Genomic DNA, 22,535 nt, shown 5'->3' with positions numbered 1-22,535 from the left:
AGTTAAAATATAAAATGTAAGATTTTTTCCCATCTAAGTAATTGTTCTATTAATAATAACTCACAATTAACTCCTGGTATATTCAACAATCTATGTTTACATCGCATCCAAGTGCGAATACTAATATCTAAAATAGAGTTTTTATAGTTGTAAGAGATAAATTTAATTAAGTCTATTTGATCTAAGTTAGTTAATTCTTTTTGTTTACTAAAATTAAGTTTAATGGAATCAAATAATAAAATACATATCCAGTCTATTTTAATTAATCGATCTCTGGTATTGAGTATATTTAATATTTTTAAAAAATTTTTATTTTTAAAACCATCAAATAAGTGTTTATAAAGATTCTCTCTTTCTATCCATATATTTCCATCAATCAAATTTTTTGCCAATATAGGTGAACCTTGACTGATTCTTAAAGCAGTTAAATATGATATATTTTTTTTAGATTTTTTTTCTTTTAGCCATCTTAAACTATCTTGTTCGTTTGGAGAAAATAGTTTATACAAAAGACAACGACTATGTAATGTTACATATAAATTTAAAGAATCATAATTTACAAAGAAAAACCAAGTTTTTTTTGGTGGTTCTTCTAATGTTTTTAAAAATGCATTTACTGCAGATTGTGTCAATTTTTGAATATTTGATAAATAAATGATTTTGTTTCCGTCTTGTTGTGAACGTTTAAATATTTTTTCATTCAGTATTCTTATATCATATACATGAAATATATTACCTTTTAAGGTATGCCAGTCTGGATGGTTTTGAGTTTTCATGAGTGTGCATCCATGACATTTATTACAAAAATATATTCCTATAGGTTCAAGACATAATAACCATCTGCTAATAAACCAAATTAAACGAGAGACTCCTATCCCTTTTTGGGATTTTATAAGAATAGCATGATGAGCTTTGTTTGCTTGATATTGATAAATAATATTTTTATATGGTTGTATTAACCAAGGATATAATTTCATATAACTTGTGTATTAAGCCAGTTTGATATTTTTTTTGTAATATTTTTAGTAACGCTTTTTATATCTGAATTAGCATTGATTTTTATAAATTTTTGATTGTTTTTTATATTTTTTAAATAAATTTTTCTAACGTTTTCAAAAAATTTTAAAGATCTACTTTCGATTCGATCTAAAGGACTTCTTTTAAATACTCTTTCTAGTCCTATTTTAGGAGACACATCTAAATAAATAGTTAAATCAGGAATACATTTTTTTAAAAACAAACTTTTTAATTTATTTATTATTATTGTGTTAATCCCTAACCCTCCACCTTGATAAGCTAAAGAGGATAAATCATGACGATCAGAAATTACCCATTTTCCAGTTTTTAATGCAGGTTTAATTTTCTTTTCAACTAATTGTACTCTTGCTGCATACATTAATAGTAATTCAGCTTCTTTAGTAAGGTCATCCTTATCAAATTTTTTTTTTATTAATTTTCTAATTTCTTCTGCGATTGGTGTACTACCTGGTTGTCGCACTAATACTACATTTACAATGTGATGTTTGTTTAATATTTTTTTTATACATATAGATGCATTTGTTTTACCTGCACCTTCTAATCCTTCAATAATAATGAATTTATTTTTTCGCATGATTTATTTTTCGAAACGAGATTGAATATAATCAATAGATTCTTGTATTGTATTAATTTTTTCAGCTTCTTCATCTGAAATTTCAATATTAAATTCTTCTTCCAAAGCCATTATTAATTCTACTATGTCAAGTGAATCAGCACCAAGATCTTTCGTAAAAGAAAAATTATTAATCAGGTTTTTTTCTTTTATATCTAATTTATCAGTTATTATTTTTTTTATGCGTTGTTCAATATTTTTCATTTATACGGTCTCTTATTGTATATTTTTTATATAATTGTCATAAATTTTTATTTATTATACCATAAACATACCCCCGTTTACATGTAATGTATGACCTGTTATATATGATGATTTTTCAGAGACTAAAAACATGACAGATTCAGCTATTTCTATAGGATTTCCTAATCTTTTCATAGGTATTTGAGATAAATATTTTTTTTTTTGAATGACATTTAAATTTTTTATAAAATCTGTTTTTATTAAGCCAGGCGAAACAATATTTACAGTAATACCTTTAGATGCAACTTCTAATGCCAATGATTTATGAAAACCTATGAGTCCTGACTTTGAAGAACTGTAATTTACTTGTCCTTTATTTCCTATTTGACCAATTACAGAACCAATAGTAATAATACGACCATATCTTTTTTTTATCATAGATTGAAGAACTTGTTTTACAAGATAAAATATTGATGTTAAATTAATTTTAATCACATTATTCCATTCCCTTTCAGTCATTTTAATTAATAAATTATCTTCTTTAATACCAGCGTTATTAATTAATATATCAATAGATTTATTTTGAGAAATTTTTCTTATACCTTGTATAATAGATTTAGAATTTTTTAAATTCAAAATCAATCCATATCCGTCATTTTTTAAATATTGATTGATTTTTTCAACTCCCTTTTGACTGGTTGATGTTCCAATTATTTGAATTCCGTTTTCTGCTAGTTTTTTGGCAATAGCTTTTCCTATTCCTTGATTAGCTCCTGTAACTAATGCTGTTTTTTTTTGACTATTCATAATTTTTCTTTATTGATTTCATTAAATGCAATTAGAAAATTTTTTAAATTATGTGTATTAAATGAAGTAACATCTTTATTTTTTTTAATTAAATTAGTTAAAATTTTTTTTGGTCCTATTTCTAACATGATAAAAATTTTCTTAAATATAATTAGATTAATAATTTCATTCCATCTTACAGTACTATAAATTTGTCTAATTAACGCATTTTTAATTTTTTTATTGTTTGTTTCACATTTCACATCAACATTGTTTATAACTGGTATTTTTGGCGATCGAATGACAATCATATTTAATATTTCTTTTAATTTTTCCGATATTGGTTTCATTAAATCACAATGCGCAGCTATATTAATGTTTAATTTAAATATATTTTTAGCACCAAATTTTTTGCATTTTAAACTAGCTTTATATACAGCCTTCTTATCTCCCGATATTACAATTTGATTATGAGAATTTATACTTGCTAAATTTACAATTGAATTTTTTGAAGATATTGAACATGCCATTTTTACTATTTTTTTGTCTAATCCAACAATTACATTCATTAAAGTAGGTCGAATAATACTGATCTTCTCCATTAATTTACCACGTAAAAAAACAATTTTTAAAGCATCAGAAAATTTTATTGAGCTCGCACATACTAAAGCAGAGTATTCACCTAGACTATGTCCTGACATTAATGATGGAAGTCTTCCATTTTGAGTTTTCCAAAGTCGATAAATTGCAACTGATGCAGTTAGTATTACTACTTGTGTATATTTGTTTTGATTTATTTTTAAATCTGGTCCTTTTTTTATAAGTTTTAATAAATTGTAATTAATATAATCTGATGCTTCATTAAAAGTTTCTATAATAATGTTTTTTTTATGAAGAAATGAAGACAACATACCTACATATTGTGAATTTTGACCTGGAAACAACATAGCGAAGGAATTCATTTTTATTACCTAGTATATTTAAAATTATTGTTTAAAAATTTCATAAATATAAAAAAACATGTTTTATATTATTTCATTGAAATATATGTCATTAATTTTAAATATTTTATATAAAAAAATTTTAAATAGTATTTATATTTAAGATTTTTATATTATCTTAATAAGATAGAATCTTTCTAAAAAATATATTTTTCAAAATGTCAATTAAAATTTAATATTTATCGTATAAACGGTGCTGTTTTAAAAGCACCATTTTTTATATATTAGATCATTTTTTTGCCTTTATAATATCCGTTCAGAGTAATATGATGTCGAATATGTGTTTCTCCACAAAATTTATCTATAGATAAAGCTTGTGTTGTCAAAAAATCATGAGAACGTCTCATTCCTCTTTTAGAACGAGTAGGTTTGCTTTTTTGAACAGCCATGTTATATATCTCTTTATTATATATTTTAAAGATTATTTTAATACAAAAAAATATTTTTTTATATTGAAATATTTTTAAAAAAATTAAACAATTTTATTCAGAAAATCCTTAAATTTTTCATCTAATGGAGCATATATGCACATTTTATTATTATTTCTTGGATGAATAAAATTAATTTCACTAGAATGTAATAAAAGTCTATTAATATTTATTTTATTTTTTATATTGGTATCTAAATTATTTTTTCCATATCTTTTATCGAACACTATTGGATGTCCAATATATGAAGTATGTACTCGAATTTGATGTGTTCTACCAGTTTTAGGAATAATTGATAGTAATGTTGATGAAGAAAATCTTTTTTTTATATCAAAATACGTTTCTGAAGGTTTGCCAGATGAATCAATTAATACTTTTTTTTGTATTTTATTCCATTTAAGTTTTAATAACGGTTTTGAAATTTTTGTTATATTTAATGGCCACAAACCATGTACTAATCCTATATATTTTTTTTTAACTTTTTTTTCTCTTAATTGTTTATGTAAAGAAATTAGAGATAAACGTTTTTTTGCTAATATTAATATACCTGATGTTTCACGATCTAAACGATGTACAAGTTCAAGAAATTTTTCTAGTGGACGTAGTTTTCGAAAATATTCAATAATTCCGAAATTTAATCCGCTACCTCCATGTACTGCAATTCCGGAAGGTTTATTAATAATTAATAAATCATCGTCTTCATATATAATATTTTTTAATAAATTTTGATCGTGACTTGTGGAAAAACAAACATGTTTTATATCTTTGAAGATTTTTATTGGAGGAATTTTAAGTATATCACCTAATTTTAATTTATAATATGGTTTGATTTTTTTTTTATTAATTCGAATTTTTCCTGTTCTTATAATACGATAAATCATGCTTTTAGGTAGATTTTTAAATCTACTATGCATAAAATTATCTACTCGTTGGTTTATCATATTTTCATTAATATATATAATAGATACAGGTAGTATTTTATATTTCATCAAAAAAATCTCTATTTTAAGTAATTTTTTTATACATTTATATTTCAACTTTTTTATTTTGAATTTTTTATAAAAAACTTATTTTTATAGGTATTTCAAATAAAAATCATATTATTATAATAATAAATTAATTTTTTGCGGCTTTATATTTCCTGTTGATGTATTTACTTATTTATAAAAATAAGAGAGAAAACGTTACAATGAAGAGAATGTTAATTAATGCAACTCAGCAGGAAGAGTTGCGTGTAGCCCTTGTCGATGGTCAACGTTTATATGATCTAGATATAGAAACTTTAGGATCAGAACAAAAAAAATCAAATATATATAAAGGGAAAATTGTTCATATTGAACCTAGTTTAGAAGCAGCTTTTGTAGATTATGGTGAAGAAAAACACGGTTTTTTACCGTTGAAAGAAATTTCTAAAAATTACTTGCCAAAATGTATCACTTATAATTTACGTTATAATATTAAAGATGTTTTACAAGAAGGACAAGAAATTATTGTTCAAATAGACAAAGAAGAAAGAGGAACAAAAGGAGCAGCGTTAACTACTTTCGTGAGTTTAGTAGGAAGTTATTTAGTGCTTATGCCAAACAATCCTAAATCTTCTGGTATATCAAGAAGAATTGAAGGGAATGATAGAATGATATTAAAAGAATTACTAGTATCATTAAAATTACCTGAACATATGAGTTTAATTATTCGTACTGCTGGAGCAGGAAAATCTATAGAATCATTAAGATGGGATTTATCCTTAAGATTAAAACACTGGGATACAATTCAAAAAATAGCAAAAAAAAGATCTGCACCATTTTTAATTCATCAAGAAAGTAATGTCATTGTACGTGCTTTTCGTGATTATTTACGACAAGATATTGGAGAAATTTTAATTGATAATCCTAAATTTTTGAATTTAGCCCGTGAACATATTACCTTTTTAGGTCGACCTGATTTTATTAACAAAATAAAATTATATACTGGAGAAGTTCCATTATTTAGCTATTTTCAAATTGAAACACAGATAGATTCTGCATTTCAGAGAAAAGTGAGACTCCCTTCGGGAGGATCAATTATGGTAGATAGTACAGAAGCTTTAACTGCTATAGATATTAATTCCTCTCGTTCTAAAAACGGAATAGATATAGAATCTACTGCATTTAATACAAATCTTGAAGCAGTTGATGAAATTTCTCGTCAATTACGTCTACGAGATTTAGGAGGTTTAATAGTCATTGACTTTATAGATATGACGCCTGTTAATCATCAACGTGCTATTGAAAATAGATTACGTGAAATCGTTCGTGAAGATAGAGCTCGAATTCAAATTGGTCAAATTTCTAAATTTGGATTATTAGAAATGTCAAGACAAAGATTAAGTTCATCTTTAGGTGAATCTACTCATCATGTTTGTCCAAGATGTACAGGGACAGGTACTATTAGAGATAATGAATCTTTGTCGTTGTCTATTTTACGTTTAATTGAAGAAGAAGCTTTAAAAGAAAATACATATGAAGTACATGCTATAGTTCCTATAGAAATCGCTTGTTATTTATTAAATGAAAAACGAGACGCAGTACATGCTATAGAAAAACGTCAAGCTGGAGGAAAAACTATTATTGTTCCTAGTAAAACAATGAAAACTCCACATTATTCTGTTTCTAGAATTAAAAAAGGTGAAAGTATAAATTCTACTAGCTATGGTCTTTCTACACTTAAAAAAAATAAAACTACACATATTTTAAAACATAGTTTTTTTGAAAAAAAGAAAAAAGAAAAATTATATTTAAATAATTCTAATATTTTTAAACATAACTGTACCAAAACAAAAAAAGAAACTATATATAAAAAAGATAACTATCATAAAAATATTTCGAACATATCATTCAATAATCTGATGATTAAGATTATCACTTGGTTAAAAAGTTCATTTTTAATGAAACGTATCTTTCTTACGAGTGATATTTTTAAAAAAAATATTTTTCAAAGTAAAAATAATATTTATTTTAAAAAAAAACATCATTTCTTAAATAAAGAAAAAATTGAATTTTTTTCTAAATTGCTTAATAAAAAGAAATTATCCTTAGGTAAAAATAAAGAAAATAATTCGAATATACAATTAGATATGGAAACTAAAGATTTAAATAATACATTTTCAGAAAATATAAATATAAAATTAATCAAAGATAATAATTTTTTTAAAAAAGATAAAAAAGATAAAAAAGAATTTTTTAATCATGAAAAGTTAAATGATGTTAAAGACAAAAATTGTTTTGATAATAACAAAAATCAGTTAAATAACTATATAAATAAAAAGAGTCAAACACATGATTGTTATATAGGAGAAAAATATTTTAAAACAGATATATTAGAAAAATACAATATGAATAATGTTCTTTTTAATAATCCTAGTATCATATCTTCAGTTCATTCATTAGCATTGACATTAAGAAAAGGTTTGATGAAAAACCGAATATTAAATGAAAAAAAAGTTAAAAAACAAACAAATATTATTACTAATAAAAATTTAAATATTGCTTCTATTATTAGTATGGAAAAAAAAATTAAAAATCAAAAATTGTTAAAACCAACAGAATACAATCAAAAATTTAAAAAAAAATCTTTTTTAAAAACAAAAAATAAAATAAATTATTTTAAAAAAAATTTTAGAAATAATAATAAAATTAAAAAGACCATACAATCTAACATTGTGTTAGTTACAAAAACAATAAATCAATCTAGTGCACCCATAACAAAAATTTCGGAAAATTCCTGTTTACAAGAAAAAAAATCGATTGTAAATTCCAATTTTTTAATCATCGAATCGAATATTATGCGAAAAAATTCTGCAGGAGCGCATTCTGCAACAAATTTTTCTAATTCACCAGTTTCAAAACCTAAATAAAAGATTTTTATTATAATTAATTGTTTTTAAAAACTACATTTTTGAAAAATTCTTATAAAGAATATTTTTTCCAAACAATTAGTACTTATAAAAAATAAAAACTTACTGAAATAAAGTAAGTTTTTATTTTTTATAAGTACTAATTGTTTAGAAAAGATATTTTTTTAACTGTAACATTCAATTATCTCATTAAAGATTTTTTCTGCTACTTGTAATACTCTGACATTTGCGAGATAAGCTTCTTGTTGAAAATTTAAATTTTCATAATTTTGTTCCATATTATTAAACATAGATGCTTTTTTATCATGAAGTATCCTAATCATATTTTTTTTAAATGGAATTTTTTCTTCTAATGATTTACATTTATGAGTTATAGATTTAGAAAATTTTTGATAAGATTGATCAAGAGTTTCTGTATCATCACTTGAAGACTCTTCAGTGAAATATGTTGTAATATTTTTCATAAAAAAATCAGGATTTTTTTGAATATTATCTATATTGTTGTTGTGAAGTAGATTAACATAAGTAGAATCTACTAAAACTTGAAATTCTTTTAATGTGTTAGAATATGGTTTTATCATATAAATATTACCATCAGTATTTTCTGCTGTGACTGCAAATTCTATTCCATCAAATGTAATGAATACTGATCCATTGTCTAAATGATGTATAAAAGGAGATACTATAGTACGATCAGATAACTTTGTGATGATCCAGTTATTATTTTTAAAATATATAATATAATCTGTGTCTTTAGCACTGCCCTTATCAATCCATTTTACTGATGTCATAGGAGACGAACGATTTGTTGAACTAGGTATGACTTCTGGTTGACTAATATTGAATAACTTTTTGCCGAAGTGTGAAAATATATCATATCCTAATAAAAAATGACTATCAATAATATGAGAAAATTTAACTGTTAATTGACTAATTTTATTTCTTGTATTAGTTAAATCTTCTCTTTTAAATTTAAATAAAGCACCTAAAATTGAATTTGAAACCATATTTTCTATTTTTTTTACTTTATTTTCATTTTCGTCAATATATCCTATACTGATGTATTTTTCATCAGATTTAGAAATAAGTGGTATTAAATTTTGTTTATGATTATTATCTATAATACAAATACCATTATTAAGGTAAATTTTATAACTATCATTTCCTTTAACTACTTTTATTCCAATTAAATCATTTAATTCATCTACTAAATGATCTCGTTTATCAATAAAACTGTCGATTCTATTAGGTAATTCTTTAACAGGAAAATAACGAATATCTATAGTAGCATCATGAATTTTGTCAATTAATTCATTAGCCCGTATTATGTTATTCATGATGTTTTTTTTTATATCTTCTTCTAAAAAATTTAATTTTTTATCAAAATTATTTATTTCTAAAACTAGTTTTTTTGCTTCTTGTTCTATCTCGCTTTCTTTTAAGTAGTTTTCGAATTGATCTTGTCTTAAGATTATGTTTTTAAAACCAATATGTTTATATATTGTTTGATATAACATTTTAAGTACTTTATTAAAAATACTTGATTTTTCGCATAATAAATCTTCTAATTTCAATAATTGCTCAATTTGAGTTTGATCGTCTTGTACTTGGGCTTGAGTTTTTCTTCTTTCTTCGGTAATAAAATCGTTATACCTATCATATATTTCTTTTACCTTGACAGAATGATCAAGATTAGAATTTTGTACAGTATTTTCTATAAAAATACGTCTTGCTATATTTTCTTGATTAGGATGATTTATTTTATCAGTAGTATTATCAATCATGATTTTCATTGCATTTATACCTGCAATGGCTAAATTAAAGATAGAACTCATGTTTTCTCCTACATGTAATTTTTTTAAATATATTGATAATTTTTCATAAAATTTTTATTTTTTATTAATTTTTTCTGGATCAATTTGATTTAATATAACTTCTGTTAATCCTATCCCCTTTTTACTCATTTCTTGGGAAATTTTTTGATCATATATTTCTTCATACAAACGACTTTGATTATTATCTAATGAACTCTCTTTTGGTAAAGAATCTCTCATGCTTTTAAGTAAAATCTGAATAAACAAACTTTCTACTTCCATAGCTGTTTGTCGTAAATATTTTTTCGGATCGTTACGAATTTGATATTTGAGTTCGTTAACAAATTGTGTACTATGATTTAAAATATTTAAATTATTTTTCATTAGATTATTTCCAATTTGGCATTTAAACAACCAGCACTTTTCATTAATTGTAAAATAGATATCAATTCATCAGGTTCAGCACCTAATATATTCAGAGATTTAACTATTTTATTCAAATTTTCTTGATTTGAAAAAATGTGATTCATATAATTTTTATTTAGTATATCTTCTGATAAGTCTTCTTTTTTGTTATAGTTTTTAACTAACTTTAAGAAATCAAAATCTTTGTTTTTGTTAGTTGTTTCATTTATTGCAATAGAAATATTGCCATTTGAAATTATACATGAACTTAATTTCACTGCTTGATTAATAACAATTGAACCAGTACGAGGATTTACTACTACTTTAGCTTCTTGAGACGGCAAAGAAATGTCTAAATTCTGAATGTTAGATAACATATGTACCTGTACATCATTATTTGCTGAAGTATTTAATTGAACTGTTTTAGAATTAATAGGAATTGCAGTATCTGGATATTTTATATTAATTAAATCACTAATACGTTGTGCTATACTAAAATCCTCTTGATTTAATTGTAAATTAATTGTGCTATTTTTACCAAAATTAGTTTTGACTTCACGTTCTATAGTTGCACCACGATTAATGATTCCAGAATTAACTTGGTTTAAATTTATATAATTTATTTTTTTACCAAAACGATCTTTTTCAGATACTAATACATCACCCTGAGCAATAGCATAAATTTGATTATCTGTTCCTTTTAAAGGTGTCATTAATAATGTCCCCCCTTTAAGGCTTTTAGAATTCCCTATAGAAGAAACTTTTACGTCTATTTTTTCACCCATATGACTAAATGGTGGTAAATTAGCTGTGACAATTACTGCAGCTACATTTTTTAACTGCATATTAATATCTGGAGGAATAGCAACATTTAATTGTGATAACATATTACTCAATGATTGATTAGTAAAAGGTGCTTGCATTGATTGATCACCAGTGCCATCTAAACCTACTATTAAACCATAACCAATAAGTTGGTTATCTCGAATTCCTTGTACACTAGTTAAATCTCGTATTTTTTCAGCATGAGAAGAAAAAGACAAACTAACTACAATAAAAATAATAAATTTTAATAATGATATTGTTTTAGACATAAAAAACCTTTTAGGAATTCACTGTTTTAAAAATATTAAATTATATATAAATATCTTATTTTGAATGAATTTTGTAATCATATAAAATTCTTACATTTTATTATTTTGTTTTTTTTGATAATTAATATGTATCTCATAAAGAAAACATATTATTCTTTATGAGATGTAAATTAGAAAAAAATAGAATTTTCAATCTTTTCTAGTTATTTAATTTTATATATATTTATATTGGAGAAATTTTTAATAAAAGTTTTTGTAGCCATCCCATGCTGTTCATTTCGTTAACAGTTCCATGAGTTAAATATTCAATACGGGTATCAGCGATTTGAGTTGATACAATTAAGTTATTTTTATTAATATTACTAGGATTAATTACTCCTGAAAAACGAATATATTCTATACCGTTATTAATAGCGACTTGTTTTTCTCCTATAACTTTTAAGTTTCCATTTGGAAGAACTTTTTTAACAGTTACAGTAATAAGTCCACTAAATGTATTTTTTGCCGAATTACTACCCTTTCCAGAAAAATCATTTTTTCCTATGCTGTTTAAACCATATTGTGAATTTTTTAAATTCATACCTAACATTGGAGATAGTTGACCTGGTGAAACGCCCATGCCTACATTTGTAGTGCCATCTCGACTCATATTTGAAACAGAGCTATTACTAGCACTTATATTTTCTTGAAGCACAACAGTTACAGTATCTCCAACGTTATGCGCATGATGATCTTCAAATAATGATTGATATCCATAACTTATAGGTGTTTTTTCTTGAAATAAAGAACCATTTACCACTCTAGGCCAAATATTAGGTGCTACAGCAGTTGTAATCCCTGAAACTAAAGGTCTTTGTTGAACAGCAGCACAACTTTGCATTAATAATAAAAAGACAGCAGTCAAATAATATTTATTTTTATAAAAAAACAACTTTATCACGAAAAAGTCACCTTTTAATAATAGACGTTTAATATATAAAGTTTTATCAAAACCTACTATAAAAATAGTATGAATATAAATATGATACAAAATACATCATTATAGCTGAGATAATTTTTGTAACATTTGATCTGATGTATTAATAGATTTGCTATTTATTTCATAAGCTCTTTGTGTTTGAATCATATTCACTAATTCTTCAGCAACATTAACATTGGAAGTTTCAACATATCCTTGATATAATAAACCAGTTCCGTTTAATCCAGGAACAGTATCGACTGGTATTCCAGAAGCTTGTGTTTCTTGATATAAATTCTCACCTAAACTTTCTAATCCAGAATTATTAACAAAATTAGTTAAATTCAATTGCCCAAGAACAACAGGTTGTATTTGTCCTTGAATTGAAACACTAATGACTCCATCTCTTGCTATGTTAATATTTAATGCATTAGCAGGTATGTTAATTTCAGGTATTATAGGAAACCCACTATTGGTCACTAATTGACCATTTTGGTTTAATTGAAATGAACCATCTCTTGTATATGCTATATTACCATTTGACAATTGTACTTGAAAAAAACCAGGACCATTAATTGCTACATCTTTTAATGAATCTGTTTTTGATAAATTCCCCTGACTATGAATTCTTTCAGTTGCTACTGGTCTTACTCCAGTACCTAATTGTAATCCTGATGGTAAATTCGTATCAATTGATGAATTAGTTCCTGCTTGTCGTATTGTTTGATACATTAAATCTTCAAATACTGCTCTATAACGTTTAAATCCATTAGTACTGACATTAGCTAAATTATTAGAAATAACATTCATATTAATTTGTTGAGCATCAAGACCCGTTTTGGCAATCCATAAAGAAGAAATCATATTTCTTTATCCTATTATTTAATTTTTTTTAATTATTGATATTAATCAATTGATTTGCATACTCATAATTTTTATCACACATTGATATCATTTTCATTTGCGTTTCAAATTGTCTAGCATTTGATATCATTTCTATCATATTTTTAGTAGCATTGACATTACTTGATTCTAATACTCCTGATTTTATACGTACATTATTATCATGAGAAATTGTATAATTATATTTATTTAAAACTTCATTGTTTGGTTTCAAATAAAACAATCCATTTTGTTGTCGTATAAGATCTTTATTAGGAAGTGTTACTAATTTTAATTGACCTATTATTTTTTCAAAAATTTTATTATTCTTTTTCTCGATAGAAGTTATTATTCCATTAGATAAAACTTTTACATTCACACTATTTGGTATTTTTATACTACAATTATGTCCAATTATTTCGTTATTTTGTATAGTTAACTTTCTATCAGGATTAATTGTTAAGTGACCATTTTTTGTATATGCTTCTTGACCATTTATATCTCGAACTGAAAACCAGCCATTATCTTTTACAAATAAATCTAAGTTTCTTTCTGTGTAATTTAAGATTCCTGGAGATAGATTATAATATTCTTTTATGATTTTATCATACTTATTATATAAGTTTTTTATATCATTATTTTGTAGAATATAATTAAATGTTTCTTTAAAACCTGTTGTTGAAATATTAGCTAAATTATTAGAAATAACAGTTTGTTTATTCAATAGTTGATTGGCTGCAATCATAGAGTTATATATTGAATTTTCCATAATAACTTGTAACCCTATTTATAAATTATTTTAAATTTATTAATGTACTAACTAATCTATCTTCTGCTTTAAAAGATTGCGCATTTGATTGATAATTACGTTGTGCAATAATCATATTAAGCAATTCTTTATTTAAATCCACATTAGATCCTTCTAATATTTTTTTATTTATCATGCCAAATCCTATATTACCTGCTACACCTATTTTTTCGGAACCAGATTCTGAAGTTACAGACCATGTGCTACCACTTTCACGTTGTAATTTTTCAGGATTTTTGAAATTTGATAATAATATTTGACCTATTGATTGTGTTTTTTCGTTCGAATAAGTACCAATAATTTCACCATTAGAAAGGATATTAAATACTTTTAAAAAACCTATTGGATATCCATCTTGATCCGGTTTTTCTAAACCACTTTCAACATTTGGTTTCGCCGTAATATCTGTTAAATCTAGAGTTATACTGTCACCTTTTAAAATTTTTGGATTAATTGTAATTTTTTTAGACGAAATTATTTCACCATTAGAATCAAATTCTATCTCAAAATGATTGTTTGTATCTTTTATATCTTCTTTGATTACATCTGTACCAGATTCTATATTTACCTTCCATTTTTTTTCATCTATCTTACTAAAGATGATATTTAATTGTTGTTTTTGTTGATTTTTATCATAAATATCAATTATATAATCTTTTGATGAAGATCTGTTAAAAAACTGATTTGCGTTGTTTGGGATAGGACTGGCATTCATATTTAATATTCCATGCATTTTTATTTCAGAAGTTTTTCTTCCATCAAGTATATCAGCATGTTTTATGTTAATAGGTTCTATTCCAGATATAGTATTTACATTGTCATTTGAAATAAATTTGTTTATTCCAGTAAGATACATGCCTTCTGTGTTCACAATGTTGTTATCATTATCAAGCAAAAACTGACCATTTTTTGTATAACGCACATATCCTTTTGGATCTAAAAGTCGAAAAAATCCTTGTTCTATAATTGCTAAATCTAAATCTCTTCCTGTTTCAATAAATACTCCATTATTAAAATTTTGCATTACATCTGAAATGCCAACACCAGAACCTTGATTATTTGTCAAATAATTTGCATTAGAATAAATATCAAAAAAAATAGGTGTGCTGGATTTATATCCTATAGTAGATGCGTTAGCAACATTATTAGATATGATATCTATATAATAACTATTAACAAGCAAACCATTCATTGCTGCTGTATTTGACATATATTTTACCCTTTTATTTTAATACAGATCTTATGGGAGAATTTCACGAATATTTGAAAGTATTGTATTTCCTGATGTTCCTAAATCTATAATAGGATCATTATTGTTATGAGATAAAATAATACTATGTACTAATGCTTGTTTTAAACTATTTGCCTGAACATTTTTATCTTGATTTTTAGCTTTTATTAAAATATTATATTTTCCACTTTCTACAGATTTTTTATTGAAATCTTTACCATCCCATGTAAAATTATATATTCCAGGGTGCATATTATCTTCTGTTTTTTTAATAGAATGTAAAATTTTTCCATTAGAATCTGTGATGTGTATTTCTAATGAAGTTGCCTTTCCAATTAATTCTATTCCAAATTTTGTTTCAACATCTTTAGTATGTATAATTTGATTTCCAGGTATCATGACCTGATGACCTATTAATGAGGATACTTGAAGGTTTGTACTTTGATTAATGTCATAAGAAAAATTTCCTACAGTTTTATTTAATTTTTCAATACCACTGGCTGTGTTAATTTGAGCTAATTGTGTTGTTAATTCTGTATTTTTAACAGGATCAGTTGGGTCTTGATTTTTAATTTGTGCAATCAATAAACTTAAAAAATTTTTTTGTAAATCTATTGGATTAAAATCATTTGGTACTCTATTACTGTTTTTTTTAATAACATGATCATATGCATTAACATTGATATTGTTCATATATTCCTCATTATTCAATAATTGTTAATGTTTTGAGTATCATGGATTTAGCTGCTTTTAATACTTCTATATTTGCTTGATAACTTCTAGCTGCTGAAATATTATTTATTGTTTCTGTTATTGGATTAACATTTGATAGTGAAACATAGCCGTTTTTATTAGCTATAGGGTTATTTGGATCATAGACAAGTTTTGCAGGACTAGGATCATTAATAATACCAGATATTTTCACTCCACCTATTTTTGAATTTTTTAAAGAATCTAATTCAAAAATTACTTGTTTTGCACGGTAAGGATAAAATTTACCATTTTGATTTATAACACTATCCATATTAGCTAAATTATTTGCAATAACATTCATTTTTTGTGATTGGGCTGTCATTGCTGATCCCGCGATATTAAATATATTTAAAAGCGACATAATTTATATTATCCTTGTAAAATGTACATTATGTTTTTAATATCATTTTTCATAAATGCTAAATTTGATTCATATTTCAAACTATTATTTAAAAATTCAATTCTTTCTCTATCCATATCAACTGTATTACCATCTGGTTTTATTTGATTTGTCAATATAGAAAGAATATGTGGTGAAAAAAAATTATCTTTTTTTGCATTTAAATGATTCGGAGATGTTTTTGAAAGAGCAATATTAGTGTGTTTACTATAGTTCTTTATTTTATTAAATTCATTAAAAAAATTAATGTCTACAGATTTATATCCCGGCGTATCTGAATTAGCAATATTGGAGGCTAAAATTTCTTGTCTTTTTGCGTATAAATTTAATGATTTTTGATTAAAGTCAAATATCTGATGTATTTTGTTAAACATTTTTTTTTCCTTGAGATAAAAATATATAGTATTAAAAATTATTTTAAATAATTATTTTAAAAGTTTTTTGAAAATTTATCGATATATTTTTCAAGAATACGCTCCTTAAAAAAATGTATTTATATTATATGTGATTATTTATTTTCTCATAAGTAAATAAATTATTTATGTTTTTTATATTAATATAAATTAAGGAATATTAATGATATTCATAAAAATAATGATTTATTTTTGTTTATTTTTTCTATCATTTACAGTTAACTCTATGAGTTTAACTAATCAATTGAATAATTTTTTTAAAAAAGAACTTTCTTTAAAAAACAATATAGATATTATAATACGTACTCCATGGAAAAAAAATATATATTGCAAAAAACCTCATTTTTTTCTTTTAAATAATTTTTTCTACTTAGGTTTAAAAGATGTTCTTTTAGTGTGCGGAAAAGAACGTTACCAGTTAAAAGTCGAACTTCAAGAAAAAGGAAAATATATTGTAGCAAACAGAAAAATTCCCAGAGGAACTAAAATACAAGAATCAGATTTAAAAATTTTAATAGGAAGATTAGATAAATTACCTGATAATATTTTTTTTCATAAAAAAGATCTCATTAATCGCGTAAATTTACGTGATATTTTCCCATTTCAACCTATAACATTTTCTATGATACGTCCATTTTGGCTGGTCAAATTCAATCAATTAGTTACTGTTGTAATTCATGAAAAAAACTTAACTATTTCTTTTCAAGCAAAATCTTTAAGTAATGCAGCTGAAAATGAAAGTATACGTATTAGAACAAAAAATGGTAAAATTATTACTGGTATTGTCAATAAACATGGTGAAGTAATAATTTCTCTTTAAATATTTTAGAAAATAAATTAATTACTAAAATTAATATAACTTTTTAAAATTTGCAAATTTATGATATCATCTTATTGATATAATCATGCATTTTTTGTATTATATACAATATTTCATGCTTTTTAAAAAAATTAATTTACCATGAAAAATTTAATAAATACAATTACTAATATAAAAAAAATTTTAATCTCATTAGAACAAATTTTAAATCAAGAATATAATTCTTTATCAAATCCTCATAAAAAAATAGACTCATTAAAAACAATTATTAAAAAAAAAAAATTCTCTTTGAAGAATATTTCACTTTAAACGAAACTAGATTATCTCTTGAAAAAAGATACAATCTATTTTCACCATATGAAAATAACCAGCAATTAAAAACTTTTTGGGATCTCATTGTTCAAAAATGTATTCTTTTAAAAGAATTAAATTTGAAAAATAAAATATTGCTTAATAAAAATTTATATTTGAATCAACGTTTTTTAGAGTTATTTTCAGAATATAAAAAAAAATCTATTTATGACATAAATGGAAATTTAAAATTTTAAAAAACTATAAAAATATAGTACTTCAATCAAAATTAAGTTTCAAGAGACCAGTTTAAAATTTTTCCTGATAAAAATGGAATAATTACATCTTTTCCAACATTTATTTGTTTTGGTATTTTATATGGTTTTTTAACTAATGTTATAGTTTCTTTGTTGACAGGTATATTATAAAATTTAGGTCCATTCTCAGAACAAAAGGATTGTAAATGTTTTAAAGCTCCCATTTTTTCAAAAATAGTAACATAACATAATAAAGAAGATGATGCGTTAAATATACCAGAATATCCAAAAATATTAATTTTATTTTTATGTAAGTGCGGCGCGCTGTCACTTCCTAAAAAAAAATGTTTATCACCACTTGCTATAACTTTTCTTAATGCTTTTCGATGAATATCTCGTTTTAAGATAGGTAAACAATATAAATATGGTTGAATTCCTCCAGAAAACATATGATTTCGATTTAACATTAAATGATGTGGAGTAATTGTTGCGCAAAGATATTTAGCATTTTTTGATTTTATATATTCTACAGATTCTTTAGTGGTAATATGTTCTAATACTATTTTTAGTTTTGAAAAATTTTTACGTAAAGGTTTTAAGGTGTTTTCAATAAACATAGCTTCTTTATCATAAATATCAATATTTTTATTTATTTCTTCACCATGAATGAGTAATGGCATTCCTATTTTTTCCATACGTTCTAAAATATGCGCGATATGATCGATTTTTTTTATATTAGTTTTTGAATTTGTTGTAGAGCAATTAGGATATAATTTAGCTGCTATAAATATTTTCTTAAAAAATCCAATTTCTAATTCTTCGGGAATTGTAAATCTATTCAAATAACATGTCATTAATGGTTGAAATATACAGTTAGAGTTCATAGCTCTTAAGATTTGATTACGATAAGAAATAGCTTGAGAACAATTTGTAATAGGATTATTAAGATTAGGCATTATAATTGCCCGTTTATAAAATGTTCCAGTATAGTTCACAACTTTTTTTAAAATTTTATCTTCTCTCAGATGCACATGCCAATCATCTGGTTTTATCATTGTAATTTTTGTTATAAATTCTGCCATTTTATTTTCTTATTGTTTAGAATATTATATAAAAATATTTTTTCACTTAGACTATCTGAATTTGTCTATAATAGGTTAATTTAAAATGAATCTTTTAAAACCTTTAGTATCAATTAGTTTTATAACTTTAATTTCACGTATATTAGGTTTTATTCGAGACGTTTTAATTGGAAGTACATTTGGTGTTTCTTCTTGTACAGATGTTTTTTTTATATCTTTTAAAATTCCTAATTTATTACGTCGTATTTTTTCAGATGATTCTTTTTCTCGAGCATTTATACCTGTATTAATAGAATATAGATCTCATCAAAACAAAACACAAGTTCAAGAATTTATTTCTTCTATATTTGGTATGATGCTTTTTATTTCATCATCTTTAACAATATTAGGAATATTTTTTTCACGTTTTATCATTTTAATAAGTGCACCTGGGTTTTTAAATTCATTAGAAAAATTTCAGTTATCTGAGATTTTATTACAAATCATGTTTCCTTATGTGTTATTTGTTTCTTTATCATCATTTTTTTCATCTATTTTAAATAGTTGGAATTATTTTTCTATACCAGCTTTATCTCCAATATTTTTAAATATTAGTATGATCATTTTTTCTATTTTTTTTAGTTCTTTTTTTGACCCTACTATTCTTTCTTTAGCATGGGCTGTTATTATAGGTGGTTGTTTACAAATATGTTTCCAGTTACCATTTTTATATCGTATAAATATGTTAGTGAAACCAAATATTATTTGGAATAATGTTGGTCTTATAAAAGTGTTAAAAAAAACAGCTCCTTCTATATTAGGAACATCTGCTAATCAGATTTCTTTAGTTATGAATATGATATTTAGTTCATTACTTAATTCTGGATCAATATCTTGGATATATTATGCAGATAAATTAATAGAATTTCCAGTAGGTGTATTAGGTGCTTCATTAAATACTATTTTATTTACTTCTCTGACTAAAAGTTATAAAAAAAATAAAAAAATAGAATATAAAAAGTTACTTAATTGGGGTTTTCGCATTGCTTTAATTTTATCTGTCCCTAGTGCTGTGATATTTTTTTTTCTTGCTAAACCAATTATTATTGTTTTATTTCAATATGGAAAATTTACATATTTTGATGTTCTAATGACAGAACGAGTATTAAGATATTACTCTTTTGGTTTGATTTCTTTTATTTTAGTTAAGATTTTAACTTCTGCATTTTATTCTTGTGAAGAAACAAACATTCCTATGAAAATTTCATTTTTTACTGTATTTTTAACACAATTTATGAATCCATTTTTTATTTTTTATTTTAAACATGCGGGTCTTGCATTATCAATTAGTATTTCCGGTTGGATAAACTTTTTATTACTTTATTGGAATTTATATAAAAAAAAAATGATTTACTTTAAAATAAATGAATTAATTTTCATTTTTCATTTAACTCTATCAGTATTAGTTATGATGTTAATTTTACTGTTAACATTACATTTTATGCCGTTATGGAGTGTAGGTTCTTTTTTCAACAAAATTATGCGGTTAATTTTTGTTTGTTTTATTGCTGGAATATTGTATTTATTTACATTAAATATATTAGGTATACGTATATTAAATTTTTCTTATAAATTTTATCTAAAATAGAAATATTATATTCATAATATATTGTATATAACAATTGTTAATATATTATTCATATAATATTTATTATATAATATCTACATAAAATATTTTTTCATGTAAAATACATTATTTACTTATTGTAAAAATTTTGATTATTCATCTAAAAATATTACTTTTTTTAATTTATCTAAAAATAAGGGAGTTTCAAATGAAAAAACGAGCTCTTGCTATCATGTTTTTATTAGCAAGTTTAGTTACGTCTGTTCACTCTGAAGAACAAAATGGATGGTATTTAGGTACAAAAATGGGATGGTCATATTTTAATCCTTTAAAATATACTTATGATTTTAATGTATCTGATAATATTGAAAATAATTTTCTTCTAAAAGAAAATTTAAGTGCTCCAATTTTTGGTGTTTTCTTAGGGTATGATTTTAATCCATACTTTGGTTTAGAAATAGAAAATAATACTAATGGTTTTTTTCCGCATAAAATTTTTGAAAAAAACACAAAATATATGCAGACTAATAGTCTTCAGTTAGGAACCAAATTATCATATCCAGTGACAGATAATTTTCATTTTTATACCAAATTAGGTGGTATGATTTTTTGGGATGATATCTTTGCTAAAGATAATTTAAAAAATGTTTTTACTAAAGAAAGTTCATTGTTTCCTAGTGTTTCTTTAGGAGCAGAATATATTTTTAATAAAAAATTTATCACTAGATTAGATTATACGTGGAAAAACAAAGTTAAAAATATAATAGATTTATCTGTTAAACCTACTTTAGGAGATGCTATTTTTTCATTTGGATGGAAGTTTGGAGAATCTCATGTAAATGATTTATATGAAACTTATGATGATGATCTGTTAACACAACAAAATGTATTAAATGAAAATATTAATTTTCCCTTTAATAGCACAGATTTAAGACCAGTTGCCTATGATAAACTTAATAAATTAGACTATGACCTTAAAAAAATGAAATTAAAAAATATTTCTATTACTCTTTCAGGGCATTCAGATAGAATAGGCAATAAGGAATATAATCAAAGATTATCCGAAGATCGTGCTTACAGTATTAAAAATTATTTAACTTCTCGTGGTTTTTCTAGAGATCAAATAGTTGTTCAAGGTATGGGACAATTATATCCATTAACTAATCAAGTATGCAAAGATATTAAAAATCGATCTTTATTGATTAGTTGTTTAGCTCCTGATCGTCGTGTAGAAATCGAAGTTTCATCAGATACACGATTTTTATCAGATACTCAATCAAAGTAAAAACTATAAATTATATTTAAATTTTTAAGATTTTATTATTAAAAATAATTAGAAAATATCTTTTTTTAAATTTTTTAGTTCATTGATTTTTTGGAGAGAGAGAGATTCGAACTCTCGGATAATTTCTCATCGGCGGTTTTCAAGACCGCTGCCTTAAGCCGCTCGGCCATCTCTCCGGGGGTGTAAAATTTTTTATATAATTTTATATTAAATCATTGTTTCATTAATTGTAAAGATATTTTTTTCTTTTATAATGTATTTTTTAAAAAAATGTAAAAAAAAATTTTATTTGTAATTTTGATTTTTTTTTTCTATAATAAACAAACAGGCGTGTTGACAGATTGGATATGTAGCGGATTGCAAATCCGTATAACCCGGTTCGATTCCGGGATACGCCTCTAAAACAGCCCGGATGGTGAAACTGGTAGACACAAGGGACTTAAAATCCCTCGGCTTTTATAGCTTTGCGGGTTCAAGTCCCGCTCCGGGTAAAAA

At 24.2% G+C, this 22,535-nt stretch carries 24 protein-coding genes and 3 tRNA genes; 8 read left to right on the top strand and 19 right to left on the bottom strand.

Features of this window, described 5'->3' with window-relative positions; translation table 11 throughout:
- Positions 1-2: 2 nt before the first annotated feature.
- The 7 genes from ATN01_RS01785 to ATN01_RS01755 all read right to left on the bottom strand — a co-directional run bounded on the left by ATN01_RS01785 (position 3) and on the right by ATN01_RS01755 (position 5,038).
- Complete coding sequence (locus ATN01_RS01785) at positions 3-977, bottom strand: DNA polymerase III subunit delta' C-terminal domain-containing protein (RefSeq protein WP_075433381.1); 975 nt, start codon at positions 975-977, stop codon at positions 3-5.
- Positions 974-1,612 carry a dTMP kinase gene (tmk, locus tag ATN01_RS01780; protein ID WP_075433380.1) on the bottom strand — a complete coding sequence of 213 codons (639 nt, stop codon included), beginning with the start codon at positions 1,610-1,612 and terminating at the stop codon, positions 974-976. The genes ATN01_RS01785 and tmk overlap by 4 nt, the downstream gene beginning before the upstream one ends.
- 3 nt (positions 1,613-1,615) lie before the next feature.
- Entirely contained in the window at positions 1,616-1,855 is a 240-nt protein-coding gene (gene acpP / locus ATN01_RS01775; RefSeq protein WP_075433379.1) for an acyl carrier protein, read from the bottom strand.
- Positions 1,856-1,909: 54 nt separating this feature from the next.
- Positions 1,910-2,641: a beta-ketoacyl-ACP reductase gene (locus ATN01_RS01770; protein ID WP_075433378.1), complete on the bottom strand. Its 732-nt coding sequence runs from the start codon at positions 2,639-2,641 to the stop codon at positions 1,910-1,912.
- Positions 2,638-3,582, bottom strand: coding sequence for an ACP S-malonyltransferase (gene fabD, locus ATN01_RS01765; protein WP_075433377.1), 945 nt, complete (start codon positions 3,580-3,582; stop codon positions 2,638-2,640). Before fabD ends, ATN01_RS01770 begins: the two co-directional genes overlap by 4 nt.
- Before the next feature lie 263 nt (positions 3,583-3,845).
- Positions 3,846-4,010, bottom strand: a complete 165-nt coding sequence (rpmF, locus tag ATN01_RS01760; protein WP_075433376.1) for a 50S ribosomal protein L32 — start codon at positions 4,008-4,010, stop codon at positions 3,846-3,848.
- 83 nt (positions 4,011-4,093) lie between these two features.
- Positions 4,094-5,038, bottom strand: coding sequence for an RluA family pseudouridine synthase (locus ATN01_RS01755; protein ID WP_075433375.1), 945 nt, complete (start codon positions 5,036-5,038; stop codon positions 4,094-4,096).
- Positions 5,039-5,238: 200 nt separating this feature from the next.
- Here ATN01_RS01755 and rne point away from each other — a divergent pair, with 200 nt between their 5' ends.
- On the top strand, positions 5,239-7,941 hold the full coding sequence (rne, locus tag ATN01_RS01750; RefSeq protein WP_075433374.1) for a ribonuclease E: 2,703 nt from the start codon (positions 5,239-5,241) through the stop codon (positions 7,939-7,941).
- 164 nt (positions 7,942-8,105) lie between these two features.
- On the opposite strand, the gene ATN01_RS01745 is transcribed toward rne, so the two are convergent.
- The 10 genes from ATN01_RS01745 to flgB form a co-directional block, all read right to left on the bottom strand.
- Complete coding sequence (locus tag ATN01_RS01745) at positions 8,106-9,776, bottom strand: FlgK family flagellar hook-associated protein (protein ID WP_075433373.1); 1,671 nt, start codon at positions 9,774-9,776, stop codon at positions 8,106-8,108.
- A 54-nt stretch (positions 9,777-9,830) separates the two neighbouring features.
- The gene (locus tag ATN01_RS01740) at positions 9,831-10,139 is read right to left on the bottom strand and encodes a rod-binding protein (RefSeq protein ID WP_075433372.1); all 309 of its coding nucleotides are present in this window, start codon (positions 10,137-10,139) and stop codon (positions 9,831-9,833) included.
- On the bottom strand, positions 10,139-11,254 hold the full coding sequence (locus tag ATN01_RS01735; RefSeq protein ID WP_075433371.1) for a flagellar basal body P-ring protein FlgI: 1,116 nt from the start codon (positions 11,252-11,254) through the stop codon (positions 10,139-10,141). The genes ATN01_RS01740 and ATN01_RS01735 overlap by 1 nt, the downstream gene beginning before the upstream one ends.
- A 223-nt stretch (positions 11,255-11,477) precedes the next feature.
- Complete coding sequence (locus ATN01_RS01730; RefSeq protein WP_075433618.1) at positions 11,478-12,194, bottom strand: flagellar basal body L-ring protein FlgH; 717 nt, start codon at positions 12,192-12,194, stop codon at positions 11,478-11,480.
- A gap of 99 nt (positions 12,195-12,293) precedes the next feature.
- Positions 12,294-13,076, bottom strand: a complete 783-nt coding sequence (flgG, locus tag ATN01_RS01725; protein ID WP_075433370.1) for a flagellar basal-body rod protein FlgG — start codon at positions 13,074-13,076, stop codon at positions 12,294-12,296.
- Between the two features lie 28 nt (positions 13,077-13,104).
- A complete protein-coding gene (gene flgF / locus ATN01_RS01720) occupies positions 13,105-13,863 on the bottom strand; it encodes a flagellar basal-body rod protein FlgF (RefSeq protein ID WP_075433369.1) in 759 nt (252 codons plus the stop codon).
- Between the two features lie 25 nt (positions 13,864-13,888).
- Positions 13,889-15,112 (bottom strand): flagellar hook protein FlgE, encoded by a 1,224-nt coding sequence (locus tag ATN01_RS01715; RefSeq protein ID WP_075433368.1) that lies wholly within the window; start codon positions 15,110-15,112, stop codon positions 13,889-13,891.
- Between the two features lie 30 nt (positions 15,113-15,142).
- Positions 15,143-15,826, bottom strand: a complete 684-nt coding sequence (locus tag ATN01_RS01710) for a flagellar hook assembly protein FlgD (RefSeq protein WP_075433367.1) — start codon at positions 15,824-15,826, stop codon at positions 15,143-15,145.
- A gap of 10 nt (positions 15,827-15,836) precedes the next feature.
- Positions 15,837-16,247, bottom strand: coding sequence for a flagellar basal body rod protein FlgC (gene flgC, locus ATN01_RS01705; RefSeq protein ID WP_075433366.1), 411 nt, complete (start codon positions 16,245-16,247; stop codon positions 15,837-15,839).
- An 8-nt stretch (positions 16,248-16,255) separates the two neighbouring features.
- A complete protein-coding gene (flgB, locus tag ATN01_RS01700; protein WP_075433365.1) occupies positions 16,256-16,660 on the bottom strand; it encodes a flagellar basal body rod protein FlgB in 405 nt (134 codons plus the stop codon).
- 265 nt (positions 16,661-16,925) lie between these two features.
- Here flgB and flgA point away from each other — a divergent pair, with 265 nt between their 5' ends.
- From flgA to flgN, 3 genes are all read left to right on the top strand, one after another.
- Positions 16,926-17,519 (top strand): flagellar basal body P-ring formation chaperone FlgA, encoded by a 594-nt coding sequence (gene flgA, locus ATN01_RS01695; RefSeq protein WP_236854783.1) that lies wholly within the window; start codon positions 16,926-16,928, stop codon positions 17,517-17,519.
- A 141-nt stretch (positions 17,520-17,660) separates the two neighbouring features.
- Positions 17,661-17,828 carry a hypothetical protein gene (locus tag ATN01_RS03155; RefSeq protein WP_236854781.1) on the top strand — a complete coding sequence of 56 codons (168 nt, stop codon included), beginning with the start codon at positions 17,661-17,663 and terminating at the stop codon, positions 17,826-17,828.
- On the top strand, positions 17,801-18,067 hold the full coding sequence (gene flgN, locus ATN01_RS03180) for a flagellar export chaperone FlgN (RefSeq protein ID WP_335621899.1): 267 nt from the start codon (positions 17,801-17,803) through the stop codon (positions 18,065-18,067). The genes ATN01_RS03155 and flgN overlap by 28 nt, the downstream gene beginning before the upstream one ends.
- A 32-nt stretch (positions 18,068-18,099) precedes the next feature.
- Here the strand turns inward: flgN and pyrC are convergent, their stop codons facing one another.
- Complete coding sequence (pyrC, locus tag ATN01_RS01685) at positions 18,100-19,149, bottom strand: dihydroorotase (RefSeq protein ID WP_075433364.1); 1,050 nt, start codon at positions 19,147-19,149, stop codon at positions 18,100-18,102.
- An 85-nt stretch (positions 19,150-19,234) separates the two neighbouring features.
- Here pyrC and murJ point away from each other — a divergent pair, with 85 nt between their 5' ends.
- Both murJ and ATN01_RS01675 read left to right on the top strand, forming a co-directional pair.
- Entirely contained in the window at positions 19,235-20,776 is a 1,542-nt protein-coding gene (gene murJ, locus ATN01_RS01680) for a murein biosynthesis integral membrane protein MurJ (protein ID WP_075433363.1), read from the top strand.
- Positions 20,777-20,963: 187 nt separating this feature from the next.
- A complete protein-coding gene (locus ATN01_RS01675; RefSeq protein ID WP_075433362.1) occupies positions 20,964-22,040 on the top strand; it encodes an OmpA family protein in 1,077 nt (358 codons plus the stop codon).
- 91 nt (positions 22,041-22,131) lie between these two features.
- Here ATN01_RS01675 and ATN01_RS01670 read toward each other — a convergent pair.
- Positions 22,132-22,216 (bottom strand) — tRNA-Ser (locus ATN01_RS01670).
- A 151-nt stretch (positions 22,217-22,367) separates the two neighbouring features.
- Here ATN01_RS01670 and ATN01_RS03085 point away from each other — a divergent pair.
- Positions 22,368-22,438: transfer RNA gene (locus ATN01_RS03085), tRNA-Cys, on the top strand.
- Positions 22,439-22,446: 8 nt separating this feature from the next.
- Positions 22,447-22,531 (top strand) — tRNA-Leu (locus ATN01_RS01665).
- The last annotated feature ends 4 nt before the right edge of the window (positions 22,532-22,535 follow it).

The organism is Buchnera aphidicola (Diuraphis noxia) (assembly GCF_001700895.1).
Lineage (GTDB): Bacteria > Pseudomonadota > Gammaproteobacteria > Enterobacterales > Enterobacteriaceae > Buchnera > Buchnera aphidicola_D.
This window is presented reverse-complemented; position numbering and strand designations above follow the sequence as displayed.

Excerpts from the sequence above, each read along its gene's own strand:
- ATN01_RS01770 (WP_075433378.1), bottom strand. The coding sequence starts at position 2,641 with ATGAATAGTCAAAAAAAAACAGCATTAGTTACAGGAGCTAATCAAGGA.
- flgG (WP_075433370.1), bottom strand. The coding sequence starts at position 13,076 with ATGATTTCTTCTTTATGGATTGCCAAAACGGGTCTTGATGCTCAACAA.
- ATN01_RS01735 (WP_075433371.1), bottom strand. The coding sequence starts at position 11,254 with ATGTCTAAAACAATATCATTATTAAAATTTATTATTTTTATTGTAGTT.
- ATN01_RS01755 (WP_075433375.1), bottom strand. The coding sequence starts at position 5,038 with ATGAAATATAAAATACTACCTGTATCTATTATATATATTAATGAAAAT.
- acpP (WP_075433379.1), bottom strand. The coding sequence starts at position 1,855 with ATGAAAAATATTGAACAACGCATAAAAAAAATAATAACTGATAAATTA.
- flgF (WP_075433369.1), bottom strand. The coding sequence starts at position 13,863 with ATGGAAAATTCAATATATAACTCTATGATTGCAGCCAATCAACTATTG.
- pyrC (WP_075433364.1), bottom strand. The coding sequence starts at position 19,149 with ATGGCAGAATTTATAACAAAAATTACAATGATAAAACCAGATGATTGG.
- ATN01_RS01675 (WP_075433362.1), top strand. The coding sequence starts at position 20,964 with ATGAAAAAACGAGCTCTTGCTATCATGTTTTTATTAGCAAGTTTAGTT.
- flgA (WP_236854783.1), top strand. The coding sequence starts at position 16,926 with ATGAGTTTAACTAATCAATTGAATAATTTTTTTAAAAAAGAACTTTCT.
- ATN01_RS03155 (WP_236854781.1), top strand. The coding sequence starts at position 17,661 with ATGAAAAATTTAATAAATACAATTACTAATATAAAAAAAATTTTAATC.
- rne (WP_075433374.1), top strand. The coding sequence starts at position 5,239 with ATGAAGAGAATGTTAATTAATGCAACTCAGCAGGAAGAGTTGCGTGTA.
- flgB (WP_075433365.1), bottom strand. The coding sequence starts at position 16,660 with ATGTTTAACAAAATACATCAGATATTTGACTTTAATCAAAAATCATTA.
- ATN01_RS01715 (WP_075433368.1), bottom strand. The coding sequence starts at position 15,112 with ATGTCAAATACAGCAGCAATGAATGGTTTGCTTGTTAATAGTTATTAT.
- flgC (WP_075433366.1), bottom strand. The coding sequence starts at position 16,247 with ATGTCGCTTTTAAATATATTTAATATCGCGGGATCAGCAATGACAGCC.
- ATN01_RS01710 (WP_075433367.1), bottom strand. The coding sequence starts at position 15,826 with ATGAACAATATCAATGTTAATGCATATGATCATGTTATTAAAAAAAAC.
- rpmF (WP_075433376.1), bottom strand. The coding sequence starts at position 4,010 with ATGGCTGTTCAAAAAAGCAAACCTACTCGTTCTAAAAGAGGAATGAGA.
- murJ (WP_075433363.1), top strand. The coding sequence starts at position 19,235 with ATGAATCTTTTAAAACCTTTAGTATCAATTAGTTTTATAACTTTAATT.
- ATN01_RS01745 (WP_075433373.1), bottom strand. The coding sequence starts at position 9,776 with ATGAGTTCTATCTTTAATTTAGCCATTGCAGGTATAAATGCAATGAAA.
- ATN01_RS01740 (WP_075433372.1), bottom strand. The coding sequence starts at position 10,139 with ATGAAAAATAATTTAAATATTTTAAATCATAGTACACAATTTGTTAAC.
- ATN01_RS01785 (WP_075433381.1), bottom strand. The coding sequence starts at position 977 with ATGAAATTATATCCTTGGTTAATACAACCATATAAAAATATTATTTAT.
- tmk (WP_075433380.1), bottom strand. The coding sequence starts at position 1,612 with ATGCGAAAAAATAAATTCATTATTATTGAAGGATTAGAAGGTGCAGGT.
- fabD (WP_075433377.1), bottom strand. The coding sequence starts at position 3,582 with ATGAATTCCTTCGCTATGTTGTTTCCAGGTCAAAATTCACAATATGTA.